This is a genomic window from Curtobacterium sp. Leaf261 (assembly GCF_001422205.1).
Lineage (GTDB): Bacteria > Actinomycetota > Actinomycetes > Actinomycetales > Microbacteriaceae > Curtobacterium.
In genome coordinates this window covers 373,145-387,886 of record NZ_LMMJ01000008.1, presented here as the reverse complement: position 1 = coordinate 387,886, position 14,742 = coordinate 373,145, and the positions used below count along the sequence as shown (strand labels likewise).

The following is a 14,742-nucleotide window of genomic DNA, read 5'->3' as shown; positions in this document are numbered from 1 at the left end:
TCAAGGGTATCCGCCGCGTCCGACAGCGGACGGCCCCGGGCGTACCGTTGTCCACGCCATGACCAACGCGACGAGCTCCTTCGACTTCCGCGCCGTCGCCCTCTCCGCCTTCCTGCCTGCGGCGCTCTTCGCGATCGGCGAGGGCGCGATCATCCCGATCATCCCGATCGCGGCACACTCCCTCGGCGCGACGCTCGCGTTCGCCGGGTTCGTCGCGTCGCTCATCCTCGTCGGCGAGCTCATCGGCGACGTGCCGAGCGGCTGGGTCGTCGCGGCGATCGGCGAGCGGACGGCGATGATCGGTGCTGCGCTCGTCAGCATCGTCGGTCTGCTCGTGGCGGCGTGGTCACCGAACGCGGTCGTGCTCGCGGTCGGGGTGTTCCTCGTCGGGGTGTCGACAGCCGTGTTCGCCCTCGCCAGACACGCGTACATGACGACGGCGGTCCCGGTGGAGTTCCGGGCGCGGGCACTCTCGAGCCTCGGCGGCGTGTTCCGCTTCGGCTACTTCGTCGGGCCGTTCCTGTCCGCCGGCGTGACCCACCTGACCGGCTCGACGCAGAGCGCGTTCTGGATCCACGTCGTCTGCTGCCTCGCGGCGGCGGCCGTGCTGCTCGTCCTCCGCGACCCCGTCGACGGCTCACGCGGATTCCGGGTGCGGCACCGTCCCTCCAGTCCGGCACCCACGCTCGAGACGGGCGAGGTCTTCGTCCGCGAGGAGTCGGTCGGCCTCTTCGCCACCATCCGCGCCAACGCACGCGTCCTGCTCCGGCTCGGCAGCGGTGCCGGGCTCATCGGTGCGATGCGTGCCGGTCGACAGGTCATCCTGCCGCTCTGGGCCGTGAGCGTCGGGATGGACGACTCGACGGCCGCACTCGTGATCGGCATCGCCGGCGCGATCGACTTCGCGCTCTTCTACTCGAGCGGGCAGATCATGGACCGCTTCGGACGGCTCGCGAGCGCGCTGCCCTGCATGCTCGGCCTCAGCATCTGCTACTTCCTGCTCGCGTGGAGCGACCACCTCGACTCGCGGGTCGTCTGGTTCATCGGCGTCGCCATGATCATGTCCCTGGCGAACGGTGTCGGCTCCGGCATCCTGATGACCCTCGGGGCCGATCTCGCCCCGCGCGGGCACCCGGCACCGTTCCTCGGGGCCTGGCGGTTCACCGGCGACTTCGGGAGCGCCGTCGCACCGCTCGTCATCGCCGGGGTCACCGCCGTGGCGACCATCGCGGTCGCGAGCACCGTGATGGGCGTCCTCGGCATCGTCGGTGCGGGCATCCTCCTGCGGTACGTCCCGCGCTACGTGCCGCGCACGCGGCGCTGACGAGCAGCACGTTCCTGTCCCAGGGGGCGTCAACTGCAGCCGGGACGCCCTCGGGGAGTCGACGCTCCCTGGGACGAGACCGGTCCGGAACACCGGCTGACGGCCGGGAGGCCCGGCGCACGCCCGGTGGGTGCCGTGCGGCCCGTCGGTACACTGACTGCTGCCCGCGGGAGTGGTGAAACTGGCAGACACGCAGGATTTAGGTTCCTGTGCTCTAGGGCGTGAGGGTTCGAGTCCCTTCTCCCGCACCGTTCGTCATCCGCTGGACCGATCTTCAGCGGTGCCGCCGGTCCCGCATCGCAGCGGCTGCGGCAACCCGCTACCCTCGACGTGCGGGATCGATCCCGCGTGCCGCCGAGCCACCGCTGGGAACCGTCCGCGTGGTCGACGACCGAGAGAAGAGTCATGACGTCCGTCCCCCTTGCCCTGCTGCCCTGGCTCGACCCGAACACGATCCTGCACGACTTCGGCGGGCTCGCCGTGTTCGTGGTCTGCGCGATCGTCTTCGCCGAGACCGGACTGCTCGTCGGGTTCATCTTCCCGGGCGACACGCTCCTGATCATCACGGGTCTCACCGCGTTCGACCAGGGCGGGCACATCGGTGGCCTCCCGATCTGGCTCATCGCGCTGATGATCGGCGTGAGCGCGTTCCTCGGTGGCGAGCTCGGGTACTTCATCGGCAAGAAGGTCGGCCCGCCGATCTTCGAGCGGAAGGAGAGCGGGCTGTTCTCCAAGGCGAACGTCGACCGGACGAACGCGTTCTTCGAGCGATTCGGTGCCGCTGCCGTCATCGTGGCGCGGTTCGTGCCCGTCGTGCGCACCTTCGCCCCGATCGCCGCGGGCGTCGGCCGGATGTCCTACAAGAAGTACTCGCTCTACAACGCCATCGGCGCGCTCGTCTGGGGCACCGGCGTCACGTTCCTCGGCTTCGTGCTCGGCTTCATCCCGCCGGTCGCCGAGTTCGTCCGCAACTACATCGACGTGATCCTCGTGGCGGCCGTCGTCGTGACGGTGATCCCCGCCGCGATCACCTACATCCGGAACGCGCGGAAGGCCAAGCGCGACGAGGAGCAGGCGCACTAGCCCGTCGTTCCCGCAAAACACCAGGTTGGCTGGTTCGCGCAGACATGTTCCCCTGCGTGAACCGGCCAACTTCGTGTTGTGCGGAACTACTCCACCCCGAAGTACTCCGCCACGATCGGCGCGATCGCCCGGAACGCCTTCGACCGGTGGCTCAGCGCGTTCTTCTCCGCGCGCGTGAGCTCGGCGCTCGAACGGTCCGCGTCGTCGGGCTTGAACACCGGGTCGTACCCATGCCCGCCCGTCCCGACCCGCTCGGTGAGGACCTCGCCGTTCCAGACGGCCTCCTGGACGTGCTCCCACTCGGCGAGCGCGCCCGGGTCGCCCGACGGCACGACGAACGCCGCCGCGCACACGAACGACGCCGTCCGCTCCACGACACCGGACAGGTTCTGCAGCAGCAGGTCGATGTTGTCGTCGTCCACGCGCGTGCCGGCGTACCGCGCGGAGTGGATCCCGGGCGCTCCGCCGAGGGCGTCCACCGCGATCCCGGAGTCGTCCGCGAGTGTCGGGAGCCCCGTGTGGGCAGCCGCGGCCCGCGCCTTGATGAGGGCGTTCGCGGCGTACGTGTCGCCGTCCTCGACGGGTTCCGGGCCGTCGTAGGCGATGAGCCGCACCCCGGGGAGCACCGAACCGAGGATCTCCTGCAGCTCGACGACCTTGCCCTGGTTGTGCGTGGCGAGGACGACGACGCGCTCGTCGGTCACGCGCGCGACTCCGCCAGGACCGCCTGCTGGATGGCGGTCAGCGAGGTGTTGCCGGCGAGCCCGAGGTCGAGCAGCAGGTTCAGCTCGTCGCGGTCGAACGGTGCGTGCTCCGCGGTCCCCTGCACCTCGATGAACTTCCCGGAGCCCGTCGTGACGATGTTCATGTCGGTGTCGGCACGCGAGTCCTCCTCGTACGCCAGGTCGAGCATCGGCTCGCCGCCGACGATGCCGACCGAGATCGCCGCGACGCTGTCGGTGAGCGGGGTCGCCTTCTGCGCGATGAACTTCCGCTCCTTCCCCCAGGCGATCGCGTCCGCGAGCGCCACGTAGGCGCCGGTGATCGACGCCGTGCGGGTCCCGCCGTCGGCCTGCAGCACGTCGCAGTCGAGCACGAGGGTGTTCTCGCCGAGCGCCTTCATGTCGACGACGGCACGGAGCGACCGGCCGATGAGCCGGGAGATCTCGTGCGTGCGTCCGCCGATCTTGCCCTTGATCGACTCACGCTGCATCCGGTCGTTCGTGGAGCGCGGGAGCATCGAGTACTCGGCGGTGACCCAGCCGGTCCCCTTGCCGGACATCCAGCGCGGCACGCCGTTCGTGAACGACGCGGTGCAGAGCACCTTCGTGTTGCCGAAGCTGATGAGCGCGCTGCCCTCGGCCTGCGTGCTCCAGCCGCGCTCGATCGTGACGGGACGGTGGTCTGCGGCGCTGCGGCCGTCGATGCGGGTCATGGGTTCCTCCGGTTGGTCGGATGGCGGTTCGGTCTGGAGGCACGGTGCAGGTCCGGTGGACCGCCCGTGCCCGGTGGATCACTGGTCGTGCGGAGCGCTCCGTGGCAGCGGGATGGCCCCGGTCTGCAGGTGGCCGACCCGCGACACCTCGGGGCCGAGGAACCGTCGGGCGAGCCGGACGAACCCGAGCCGGTCGGTCCCGGTGGCGTCGAACTCGTACGTCGGGGGTTCCGCCGAGACCCGCTCGATGCCGTGCTCGACGAGCGAGCGGTAGACGTCGTTCGCGGTCTCCTCGGCGCTCGACACCAGCGTGACGTCCGGGCCCATCACGTACTGGATGGCCGCCGACATGAGCGGGTAGTGCGTGCACCCGAGGATGAGGGTGTCGACGTCGGCCGCCCGGACCGGTGCGAGGTACGCCTCGGCGATGCTCCGGAGCTTCGGGGAGGCGGTGTCCCCCGCCTCGACGAACTCGACGAACCGGGGGCAGGCGGCGAGCGTCAGGTCGACGTCGGACGCCGCGGCGAAGGCGTCCTCGTAGGCGCGGGACGCGATGGTGCCGGCGGTGCCGATCACCCCGATCCGCCGGGTCCTGGTCTGCTTGACGGCGGCGCGGACCGCGGGCTGGATGACCTCGACCACGGGGATGCCGTAGGTTTGCTCGTAGCGTTCGCGCGCGTCGCGGAGCACGGCGGAGCTGGCGGTGTTGCAGGCGATCACCAGGGCCTTGACGCCCTGTTCGACGAGGTCGTCCATGACCTCGAGCGCGTACCGGCGGACGTCGGCGATGGGCTTCGGGCCGTAGGGCGAGTGGACGGTGTCGCCGACGTAGCGGATCGACTCCCGCGGGAGCTGGTCGATGATCGCGCGGGCGACGGTCAGGCCTCCGAGTCCGGAGTCGAAGACTCCGATGGGCGCGTCCGTCACGCCCTCAGGCTATCGCCTCGGACTGGAGGCCCGACCCGGCCCCGTCGGGCGCGGAACCCGATCCCGTGGTCGCGATCCGTCCCTCCCGTCCGGTGCGCCAGCCCACCCGTCCGGTCGGTGGGTAGTCTCGACCACGTGACGACCGCTCTCCTCACCGACCAGTACGAACTGACCATGGTCGACGCGGCCCTCAAGGACGGGACCGCCGACCGGCGGTGCGTCTTCGAGGTCTTCGCCAGACGCCTGCCGGACGGACGGCGCTACGGCGTCGCGGCCGGCCTCGGACGCTTCCTGACCCTGCTCGCCGACTTCCGCTTCGGCGACGAGGAGATCGCGTTCCTCCGTGATCGGAACGTCGTCGATGCCGCCACGGGCGACTGGCTCGCCGGGTACCGGTTCACCGGGGACATCCGCGCCTACCGCGAGGGCGAGATCTACTTCCCGAACTCACCGATCCTGCAGATCGAGGGCACCTTCGCCGAGGCCGTGCTGCTCGAGACCCTCGCGCTCAGCGTGTTCAACGCGGACTCTGCGATCGCCTCCGCGGCGGCGCGCATGGTCTCCGCCGCCGACCACCGGCCCCTCGCCGAGATGGGGTCGCGCCGCACCGGGGAGTGGAACGCCGTCGCAGCGGCCCGCGCGGCCTACATCGCCGGGTTCGGTGCGACGAGCAACCTCGAGGCCGGGCGCACGTGGGGCATCCCGACGATGGGCACCGCCGCGCACGCCTTCACGCTCCTGCACGACAGCGAGGAGTCCGCGTTCCGGTCGCAGCTCGACGCACTCGGTGACGCCACGACACTGCTCGTCGACACCTTCGACATCCCGGCCGCCGTGGAGACCGCGGTCCGGCTCACCGAGGGTCGCCTCGGCGCGGTCCGGATCGACTCCGGCGACCTGCCATCCGTCGTCGCGTCGGTCCGCGCACAGCTCGACCGGCTCGGGGCGACGTCGACGAAGATCACCGTGACGAACGACCTCGACGAGTACACGATCGCGGCGCTCCGGGCGGCTCCGGTCGACTCGTACGGCGTCGGGACCTCGGTCGTGTCGGGCTCAGGACACCCGGCCGCGGGCATGGTCTTCAAGCTCGTCGCGCACTCGTCGCCCGACGGGGACTGGGTGCCGGTGGCGAAGAAGTCCGCCGAGAAGGCGACCGTCGGCGGTCGCAAGGAGGCGGGGCGACGGCTGCGGAACGGTGTCGCGACCGCGGAGGTGGTCCGTGTCGGCGGCGGGGTCGGGGCCGGGGCCGACGAGCGGACGCTGCTCGTGCCGGTCGTCACGGGTGGCGAGGTCGATGAGGCGTTCCTCGGGGTGCGCGGGGTGGATGCGGCGCGTGCCCACCACCGCGGTGCGAAGGCCGAGCTGCCGGCGGACGCGGAGCGGATCGGGCGGGGCGACCCGGCGATCCCCACGCTCGCGCTGTAGCGGGAGTCCTGGCTACTCGGACTTCATCTTCTCGTAGATCTCCTTGCAGGTCGGGCAGACCGGGAACTTCTCGGGGTCGCGTCCCGGCGTCCACTTCTTGCCGCACAGTGCCTTGACGGGCTTGCCGGAGAGGGCGGAGGAGAGGATCTTGTCCTTCTTGACGTAGTGCGAGAAGCGCTCGTGGTCGCCGGGCTCGATCGCCTCCTCTTCCAGGAGCTTCTCGAGTTCGCGGTCCATCACGTCGAGGCCGCCGGCCGGTTCCATCGTGCTCATGGTCCAAGGGTACGACGAGCGCCCACGTCCGCGCGCGTGAGATGTGCCGATCTGTCGGGTGCTGTCCCGGCTCCCGACACTTGGGCACGTCTCGACAGCCGCGCGGTGCCGCACCGGTCAGTTGCGCTGCGCCGCCGCCAGGATGCCTCGAGGACCCGTGCCGCACCGGTCAGTTGCGCTGCGCCGCCGCCAGGATGTCCGGTCCGTACCGGTCGAACATCCGTCCGCCGATGACGATCCCGAGGGCGAGCACGACGACGCCCACCCCGAGGCCGGTGACGAGGGTGAGCATCCCCCACGGGTCCTGCCCCTCGCGGAAGGAGCGGACCGCGAACCACACCGCCGGGGCCGTGAACGCCAGGGTGAGCACGATCATGCCGGACTGCGCGGTGGTGGCGAGGGCCCCGGCGGCCTGCGGCTGCTGGAACGGGTGGTCACCCGGTCGGACGGTCGGGTAGGGCAGTGCCGCCGAGAACACGCTCGACAGCCCGAGCCCGACGAGCATCGCGCATCCGGCCACACCGATCACCTCGGGCAGGACGTCCCAGTCCCCGAACAACCACGCCGTGACCACCGATCCGGCCGCGAGCAACGGGATGCCGACGACGAGCACCGGCGTCACCCGCCCGAGCCGATCGCTCCACCCCGCGGCGCCGGATGCGACGTGCAGCCACACCGCCGTGTTGTCGTAGGCGACGTCGTTGTGCGGCAGGAACCCGGCGACGAGCGCCATGAGCGGCAGCGGGATGAGCGCCGTCCAGTGCCACGGGACCCCGGCGACGCCGAGCGGGAGCACCACGACGGGGATGAACACGAGCACGAGGTACGACATGCGGTACCGGGGATCGCGCCCCCAGTAGGTCAGGCTCCGCGCGGCGACCGCACCCACGGGTGTCGCCCCCAGCCGGTCGAACCAGCCGAGGTTCCGGTAGCGGCGGGTGTGTGCCTCACCGTCGACGGTGTGCAGGAGCCTGCCGACCATCGCCCACCAGGCCCAGGCGAGCAGGCCGACGACCGCGAGCGCGATGAGGAGCTTGAGGACCCCGCGCCCCGCGTGCCCGGTGGCGACGTCGGCGGGGAACGCCCACGCGGCACCCCACGGCGTCCACCCGGCGAGGTCGGCGATCCGCTGCATCTCAGGTCCCCCGGGAGCGAGCCAGTCCACCCGGAGCAGCAGCGAGAACGCCGGGATGAGCAGCACGACGACCACGAGCGCGACGAGCCATGCGGCGTCCCTGGTGCGGTGCGACGCGAGCAGCCAGGCGCCGATGGTGGTGGCGACCCGTGCGAACTGGGCGCACGTCAGCACGATGAGGACCGCCGCGACGACGCCGGCGAACCCGACCCCCGGCGACCGCATCCACGCCACCGACTGGGCGACCGCGAGGACGGCGACCGCGACGACCGGCACACCGACGAGCCCCGCGACGGCGAGGCCGATCACGAGCTGCCGACGCGGGATCCCGAAGACCGCGAAGCGGCGGGGGTCGAGCTGGTCGCCGACCCCGACCGCGAGCGGGATGACCGTGAAGCCGAGGGTCAGGAGCGCACCGACGGGGACGACGACCCCTGCGGCGACCGCGGCGGGCGCGTCGCGGAGGCCGCCGACGAGCACGGCCGCGGCGACCGCCGCCACGAGTGCGACGAGTGCACCGACGACCACGAGCACCGATCGGACGGCGGACTGGCGGACCTCCCCGGCCAGGAGATCGAGCCTCAGTTGGAGAAGTTGTGCAACCATTCCATGCTCTCTGCGACGACGCGGCCACCGGCGAGCTCGACGAACTTGTCCTCGAGGCTCTTCCGTCCGCGGACCTGGGTCATGGTGCCGGCCGCGAGGAGCTTGCCACCGACGATGATCGCGACGGAGTCGCAGGTGCGCTGCACGAGGTCCATGGAGTGGCTCGAGAGGACCACCGTGCCGCCACCGGCCGTGTACCGCCGGAGGATCTCGGTGATCGTCGCCGCACTCACCGGGTCGACGGACTCGAACGGCTCGTCGAGCACCAGCACGCGCGGCGAGTGGATGAGCGTCGCGGCGAGGGCGATCTTCTTCGACATGCCGACCGAGTAGTCGGCCACCTGGCGACCGAGCGCGTCACCGAGACCGAACGCCTGCGCGAGGTCGGCACTCCGGGCCCTGGCGGTCCTGCCGTCGAGCCCGCGGAGCGTCGCCGAGTAGAAGAGCAGCTGCGCGCCGGTCAGCCGGTCGAACAGCCTGAGACGGTCCGGCAGCACGCCCATCGAGCGCTTGGCGGCGGCGGGGTCCGCCCAGACGTCGTGGTCGAGGACGGTCACGGATCCGGCGTCCGGGCGGAGGAGCCCGGTGACCATCGACAGGGTCGTGGTCTTGCCGGCGCCGTTCGGACCGACGACACCGAAGATCGAGCCCTGGCGGATCTCGAGGTCGACGTCGTCCACGGCGGTGGTCTGCCCGTACCGCTTGACGAGCCCCTCGGCGCGGAGGACGACCGGCTGCTGCTTCGCGGCCGGCCGCTTGGCCGGCGCGCGGGGCGCGCGCTTCCGCGGCGCCTTCGCCGCGCCGTCGATCGCCGTGGTCCCGCCGGACGCGGCCGCCCCGTCGGAGGCGGTGGTCGCGTCGGAGCCGGTGGTCGCGTCGGGGACGACGGTCTCGTCGGTCGGGAGCGTCCCGTCGCGGTCCGGAGCATCCGCCGGACCGTCGGCCGACGTCGCGGAGTCGGGTCGCGCCTCCAGTCCGGGAGGCACGGTGCCGGTCACGTCCACCGCTGCGGTCGGCCGTGTGGGACGCCTCCGCGGTGCGGGCGCGCGCTTGGCCCGTGGCTTCGGGGTCGTGCTCGGACTGACGGCGGCGGGGAGTGTCCCGCCGTCGGTGTCCCGCTCGGCCTGGTCGTCGGTCACCGTCTGATCCCCCGTCGTCTCGTTCAGCGGCTGCCCTTCGCCACGGCCCAACCGTACCAACGCGATCGGCCCCCGAGCGAGTGACAGGCCCCTGGTCACGAAACGGCGACGAAACGTGACGTCCACCCCACGAAACGGGGGTGTCGTCTAGAGTTCACCGGGGCACGAAGAAGTGTTCACCACCCAGAAACCTGTGATCGACGGGCCACTCTGATGAGTGCAGTGCGCGAAGGAGCACCTGTTCTCGGCACATTCAGAGGTGCATCGAGCAGGATCGACCAATGCCCTGACACGGACTCATGTCCGGCGCGGAGTCCTCTCCGGCGCGGACCACTCGTCCGTCGGGCGGACACTTCGAGGAGACAAGCCATGACCACGCAGATCGTGATCCTTGCCGCGGGCATGGGGAGCCGGCTCGGCCGGTCCCTCCCGAAGCCCCTCACCGAGCTCAGCGACGGCCGCACCATCATGCAGCAGCAGTTCGAGAACATCCGCGCGGCCTTCGGGTCGAGCGCGCGCATCACCGTCGTGGTCGGGTACAAGTCCGAGTACATCGTCGAGGCGTTCCCGGAGGCGAACTTCGTCTACAACGAGTCCTACGACTCGACGAACACGTCGAAGAGCCTGCTCCGTGCCCTCAAGGCGACGGGCAAGGACGGCGTCCTCTGGATGAACGGCGACGTCGTGTTCGACCCGCGCGCACTCGTCCGTGCGGCCGACATGATGGACCAAGACCGCTCGTTCGTCAGCGTCAACACCGAGAAGGTGTCCGACGAAGAGGTCAAGTACACGGTCGACGCCGAGGGCTTCATCGACAAGCTCTCCAAGCGGGTCAAGGGTGGCCTCGGCGAGGCCGTCGGCATCAACTACGTCGCCTCCACCGAGAAGCAGGCACTCATCCGCCAACTCGGCCGGGTCGACGACCAGGAGTACTTCGAGGGCGGCATCGAGGCGGCCATCGCCGAGGACGGGCTACGCTGGTCGCCCGTCGACATCTCCGACCTCTACGCGGTCGAGATCGACTTCGCCGAAGACCTCGAGCGCGCGAACAACCTCTTCGCCTAGCACCAGTCGGATCGACACCTGCTCGATCGAGACCGTTCGCTCAGACCTTCGGTGCGACACCCGCCCTCGGCACACCACCGGGGTCGTGACTCCCGAAGGACCAGATGAGCAGAACGAGCGCGCAGACGACAGCCGAGCCGACGACCGTCGGCTCGGCTTCGTCGCGGAGCGCAGCCACGCGGTACCGGCACGCGCTGTGGCTGTTGACGATGCGCGACCTCAAGGTCCGCTACTCGACGTCGGCACTCGGGTACCTGTGGTCGATCCTCGATCCGCTCGTGATGTCGGGCATCTACTGGTTCGTCTTCACGCAGGTCTTCCATCGTGACGTCGGTGAAGAGCCCTACATCGTCTTCCTGCTGTCGGCGCTCCTGCCCTGGATGTGGTTCACCGGTGCCGTGTCCGACTCCACACGGGCCTTCATCCGCGAGGCCAAGCTCATCAGGTCGACCACGATCCCCCGGACCATCTGGGTGGCGCGCATCGATCTGTCGAAGGGCATCGAGTTCCTGTTCAGCCTGCCGGTGCTCGCGCTGTTCGCGGTCTTCTCCGGTGCACACGCGCACTGGCAGCTGGTGTGGTTCCCGGTGGGGATGCTCATGCAGGTCGTGCTCGTGTACGGGATCGGGCTGATCATCGCGCCCCTCGTGACCTTCTTCCGCGACCTCGAACGTGCCACGAAGCTCGTGCTCCGCTTCGCCTTCTACGCGTCGCCGATCATCTACTCGGCGTCCGAGCTCCCCGAGTCCGTGCGCCACATCGCCGAGATCAACCCGCTCGTCGGGATCTTCAGCCTCTACCGCGCCGGGTTCTTCCCGAAGCTCTTCGACCCGTCCGCCGTGATCACCGCCGCACTCGTGACACTCGTCGTGCTCATGGTCGGCCTCGTGGTCTTCCGCCGGAGCGAGCACCGCGTCCTCAAGGAGCTCTGATGACCGCACCAGCCCCGAGCCGGGTCGTCCGCACCGCTCCCGTGATCACCGTCGACGGCGCGGGCATCCACTTCCGCCGCAACCGGCGAGCGAGCCGCAACTTCAAGGACCTGTTCGCCGGGCGGCAGCGTCGTCGTCGGCCGGTGGACGAGTTCTGGGCACTCCGCGACGTCTCGTTCACGGTGCAGCCCGGCGAGGCGATCGGTGTCGTCGGACGGAACGGTCAGGGCAAGTCGACGCTCCTCAAGCTCGTCGCGCAGGTCATCCTGCCCGACGAGGGCCGGATCACGGTCGATGCCGGCGTCGCACCCCTCATCGAGATCACGGGCGGCTTCGTCGGGGACCTCACGGTGCGGGAGAACGTCTTCCTCACCGCTGGCCTGCACGGCATGTCGCGTGCAGAGATCCAGCAGGGGTTCGACGAGATCATCGCCTTCGCGGAGATCGGCGACTTCGTCGACACCCCGTACAAGCACCTGTCGAGCGGCATGAAGGTCCGGATCGCATTCGCAGTCATCGCACGGCTCGAGGAACCCGTCATCCTTGTGGACGAGGTCCTGGCGGTCGGTGACAAGGCGTTCCGCGAGAAGTGCTACCGCCGGATCGAGGAGCTCCTCGCCGGCGGGCGGACGCTGTTCTTCGTCTCGCACAACGCGAAGGACCTGCGGCGCTTCTGCAGTCGGGGCCTCTACCTGGACAAGGGTTCGCTCGTGCTCGACGACACGATCGACGCCGCCCTCGAACGCTACGAGACCGACTACCCGTCTGCCTGACGGGCCACTCCTCCCCCACGGACCGCCCGCGACCCCCCTCCACAACCACATCGCTCCGCGGGTCCACGACGAACCCCGCCGTCGGCGGCACCCCCTAGCGTTCCCGCCATGTTCCACACCGACGACACCACCGCCTACGCCGTTCCGTTCCGCATCGACCGCACGGGCGCACCACGCCGCTACGACCTCGTCAACATCGGACCCGAGCCGGTCGACGCAGTGACCCTCACCCACCTCGGCACGGGGTACTCCCCACCGCTCGCGGTGCGCCGACTCGAACCAGGGCGGCACCTGGCACTCGCCGTCTTCGGTGCCGGCAACGAGGACACCGGTGTCGTGATCGTGCGCTGGAAGCGGCCGACGGGCACCGAGTACCTGTGGCGCATGTCCCTCGTCTGACACGGCTCGGCGAGTGGCAGCGGGAAGCGGCCGGACGTCAGCCGCCGGGTCGGTGCTCCCGAGCCACGGTCTCCCAGCGGTCGACGAGCCGGTCGATGGCCGCGTGGAACCGTGTGGTCGCGACGCCTGGCGTGGTGTCGCCGAAGTACCGTTCGACCCAGCGATGGAGCTCCTCGACGCGCGACCGGTCGTGCAGCGCGGCATCGACCCGGTCGATGATCGCGCCGGCGTCATGGGCGAGCAGCCAGTCCGCGGCACCCAGGTACCCCGCGTCGTCCACGTCGGCGGCATCGGACGTGGGACGCGTCACCAGGAGGGGCTTGCCGACGGCGAGCCGGTCGTAGATCATCGCGCTGATGTCGGTGACGGCGACGTCCGCCGCCGCGATCTGCCATCCCATCGTCGGGCCGTCGTCGTACACGTGGTGCGCGCTCGGCTCGGCGGCGTTCGCGGCGGAGATCGCTGCGATAATGCGTTCGTGCGCCGCCCGGTAGCCGGCGTCGAGCACCCCGCTCCTCGGGTGGGGACGGTAGACGAGCCGGTGCCTCGGCGACGCGAGCACACGGTCCGCGATGATGGTGCCGTGCGTGGCGATGGATCCGTACTCGGCGGCCGGACGGTCGCCCTCCCACGTCGGCGCGTAGAGCACGACGATGCGGTCGTCGTCCGGGTACGGGACGGCCCCCGCGAAGTGATCCGCCTGCGGCCGTCCGATCGCGATCGCACGGCGGTCGATGTCGTAGTCCCACAGCGCCTGCTTCAGACGGTCACGAGCGGCGTCTCCGGCGATCAGGGCGTAGTCGTACGCCTTGAACTGGTTCGTCGTCATGTACATCTTGTCGCTCTCGCCGTGGTTCACGAAGACGTGCCACATGCGCCCGTAGCGCATCATCTGGAAGTTGCGAGCGTTCTGGTTGACGTAGAGCACGATCTTCGGGCGCTGCTCCTCCACGAACCGCTCCAGATCGACGATCTGCCGCGCGTAGACGACCGGCACGGGCGACTCGTCGAGGAGCGTGAGCATGGCGCCCGGGGATCGGGAGATGATCGCGACCGGATGGGTCTCCGCCAGCTCCCGGAGCGGGGCGTACCACTGGCGGATCTGGTACATGTTCACCGGGCCGTCGGCGAAGTACACGGCGACGTCGATCGTGCCGGGATCCGGTCGGTCGACGGTCGGCAGGACCTTGGCGAGCGTGCGCCGACTCCTCCGGGACCGCAGGAGTCGCTGCACGAGGCGCTTCGCGGTCTTGACGTCGTTGAGGATCGCCAACGTCGTCTCCCTTCTGACCGCGGTGCTCGACCCGGTCGGTACGTACCCGATTGCGGCAGTCTGCCCGACCTAGACGACGGGCGGACGCCCCGCCGCGGTCATGCGTCCGATCGTGATCCAACCGAGAGGCCGGTAGGGTCCGCAGTCGGTGGTCCAGCCTTCGCGGAGTCCGCCGAACCACACGGCGAGGCGCTTCGGGTGCCGTCGCCAGCGGATCGTCTGGACGAGCATCCACGAGCCGACGTAGACCGGACGGAGCACCGCCGGCAGGTTCCGGCGCGCGAGCCACACCCGGTTCCTGGCGTTGAGGCGGTGGTACTCCTCGTGCCGGGCCGGGTCGATCGCGGGGTGGTTCGCCACGAGGTGCCCCGCGTACCACGCTCGGCGCCCAGCACCCCAGACCCGCCACGCCAGCTCGATGCCCTCGTGCGCGTAGAAGTACGGATCGCCCCAGCCACCGCTCGCCGCGAAGACCTCGGACGGCAGGATGGTCGCACCCTCCCAGACGCTGAACACCTGGCCGGACTCGTCGGGCTCGCCCTTCCGGATGCGTGGGATCCAGCGCGTGGGGTTCGCGGTGCCGGTCGGATCGACGACCCGCGGCTGGATCAGTCCGAGGCTCGGGTCGCGCTCGAACAGCGCGATCGCATCCGCCAGGAACGACGTGGACGGGATCGCTGCGTCGTCGTCGAGGAAGAACACGTAGTCGCCGGACACCACGGCGGCTCCGGCGTTCCGCCCGGCGGGGATCCCGACGTTCTCGGGCAGGGCGAGCGCGCGCACCCCGTCCGGCAGGTCCGTCGGGTCCCACCCGTTCCCGACGCAGACGACGTCGAGCTCGACACCCTCCTGCGCGAGGACGCTCTCGAGGCCGACGCGGAGGTCGTCCTGGCGGGTGCCCTGGGTGAGACTGACGACCGCGACCCTGGGCGTCACGCGGTGCGGGACCG

The 14,742-nt window shown here is 70.3% G+C and carries 15 protein-coding genes and 1 tRNA gene; 8 read left to right on the top strand and 8 right to left on the bottom strand.

The features are described from left to right. Positions 1 to 58: 58 nt before the first annotated feature. The 3 genes from ASF23_RS09995 (at position 59) to ASF23_RS09985 (ending at position 2,407) form a co-directional block, all read left to right on the top strand. Positions 59 to 1,324 carry an MFS transporter gene (locus tag ASF23_RS09995; protein WP_055952511.1) on the top strand — a complete coding sequence of 422 codons (1,266 nt, stop codon included), beginning with the start codon at positions 59 to 61 and terminating at the stop codon, positions 1,322 to 1,324. Between the two features lie 166 nt (positions 1,325 to 1,490). Further along, positions 1,491 to 1,572, top strand: a tRNA-Leu gene (locus ASF23_RS09990). 157 nt (positions 1,573 to 1,729) lie between these two features. After that, the gene (locus tag ASF23_RS09985; protein WP_055952507.1) at positions 1,730 to 2,407 is read left to right on the top strand and encodes a DedA family protein; all 678 of its coding nucleotides are present in this window, start codon (positions 1,730 to 1,732) and stop codon (positions 2,405 to 2,407) included. Positions 2,408 to 2,493: 86 nt separating this feature from the next. On the opposite strand, the gene rdgB is transcribed toward ASF23_RS09985, so the two are convergent. From rdgB to murI, 3 genes are all read right to left on the bottom strand, one after another. Continuing rightward, positions 2,494 to 3,111, bottom strand: coding sequence for an RdgB/HAM1 family non-canonical purine NTP pyrophosphatase (rdgB, locus tag ASF23_RS09980; protein ID WP_055952505.1), 618 nt, complete (start codon positions 3,109 to 3,111; stop codon positions 2,494 to 2,496). Further along, positions 3,108 to 3,842 (bottom strand): ribonuclease PH, encoded by a 735-nt coding sequence (gene rph / locus ASF23_RS09975; RefSeq protein ID WP_055952502.1) that lies wholly within the window; start codon positions 3,840 to 3,842, stop codon positions 3,108 to 3,110. Before rph ends, rdgB begins: the two co-directional genes overlap by 4 nt. Before the next feature lie 78 nt (positions 3,843 to 3,920). Continuing rightward, complete coding sequence (murI, locus tag ASF23_RS09970) at positions 3,921 to 4,769, bottom strand: glutamate racemase (protein WP_055952500.1); 849 nt, start codon at positions 4,767 to 4,769, stop codon at positions 3,921 to 3,923. A gap of 135 nt (positions 4,770 to 4,904) precedes the next feature. Here murI and ASF23_RS09965 point away from each other — a divergent pair, with 135 nt between their 5' ends. Next, the gene (locus ASF23_RS09965; protein ID WP_082474004.1) at positions 4,905 to 6,197 is read left to right on the top strand and encodes a nicotinate phosphoribosyltransferase; all 1,293 of its coding nucleotides are present in this window, start codon (positions 4,905 to 4,907) and stop codon (positions 6,195 to 6,197) included. 12 nt (positions 6,198 to 6,209) lie between these two features. On the opposite strand, the gene ASF23_RS09960 is transcribed toward ASF23_RS09965, so the two are convergent. The 3 genes from ASF23_RS09960 to ASF23_RS09950 all read right to left on the bottom strand — a co-directional run bounded on the left by ASF23_RS09960 (position 6,210) and on the right by ASF23_RS09950 (position 9,350). Beyond that, a complete protein-coding gene (locus tag ASF23_RS09960) occupies positions 6,210 to 6,470 on the bottom strand; it encodes a DUF3039 domain-containing protein (protein WP_055952497.1) in 261 nt (86 codons plus the stop codon). Between the two features lie 169 nt (positions 6,471 to 6,639). Next, complete coding sequence (locus ASF23_RS09955) at positions 6,640 to 8,211, bottom strand: ABC transporter permease (RefSeq protein ID WP_156364444.1); 1,572 nt, start codon at positions 8,209 to 8,211, stop codon at positions 6,640 to 6,642. Continuing rightward, complete coding sequence (locus tag ASF23_RS09950; RefSeq protein ID WP_235510852.1) at positions 8,187 to 9,350, bottom strand: ABC transporter ATP-binding protein; 1,164 nt, start codon at positions 9,348 to 9,350, stop codon at positions 8,187 to 8,189. The genes ASF23_RS09955 and ASF23_RS09950 overlap by 25 nt, the downstream gene beginning before the upstream one ends. Before the next feature lie 369 nt (positions 9,351 to 9,719). Between ASF23_RS09950 and ASF23_RS09945 the strand changes: the two genes are divergently transcribed. The 4 genes from ASF23_RS09945 to ASF23_RS09930 all read left to right on the top strand — a co-directional run bounded on the left by ASF23_RS09945 (position 9,720) and on the right by ASF23_RS09930 (position 12,519). Then, the gene (locus tag ASF23_RS09945) at positions 9,720 to 10,415 is read left to right on the top strand and encodes a phosphocholine cytidylyltransferase family protein (protein WP_055952490.1); all 696 of its coding nucleotides are present in this window, start codon (positions 9,720 to 9,722) and stop codon (positions 10,413 to 10,415) included. Between the two features lie 104 nt (positions 10,416 to 10,519). Next, positions 10,520 to 11,347: an ABC transporter permease gene (locus ASF23_RS09940; protein ID WP_055952487.1), complete on the top strand. Its 828-nt coding sequence runs from the start codon at positions 10,520 to 10,522 to the stop codon at positions 11,345 to 11,347. Then, complete coding sequence (locus ASF23_RS09935; RefSeq protein WP_055952484.1) at positions 11,347 to 12,120, top strand: ABC transporter ATP-binding protein; 774 nt, start codon at positions 11,347 to 11,349, stop codon at positions 12,118 to 12,120. Before ASF23_RS09940 ends, ASF23_RS09935 begins: the two co-directional genes overlap by 1 nt. Before the next feature lie 108 nt (positions 12,121 to 12,228). Beyond that, positions 12,229 to 12,519 (top strand): hypothetical protein, encoded by a 291-nt coding sequence (locus ASF23_RS09930; RefSeq protein ID WP_055952482.1) that lies wholly within the window; start codon positions 12,229 to 12,231, stop codon positions 12,517 to 12,519. A gap of 37 nt (positions 12,520 to 12,556) precedes the next feature. Here the strand turns inward: ASF23_RS09930 and ASF23_RS09925 are convergent, their stop codons facing one another. Next, positions 12,557 to 13,792, bottom strand: coding sequence for a CDP-glycerol glycerophosphotransferase family protein (locus tag ASF23_RS09925; RefSeq protein WP_055952478.1), 1,236 nt, complete (start codon positions 13,790 to 13,792; stop codon positions 12,557 to 12,559). Between the two features lie 69 nt (positions 13,793 to 13,861). After that, positions 13,862 to 14,728 (bottom strand): glycosyltransferase family 2 protein, encoded by an 867-nt coding sequence (locus ASF23_RS09920; RefSeq protein ID WP_055953226.1) that lies wholly within the window; start codon positions 14,726 to 14,728, stop codon positions 13,862 to 13,864. Positions 14,729 to 14,742: the final 14 nt, after the last annotated feature.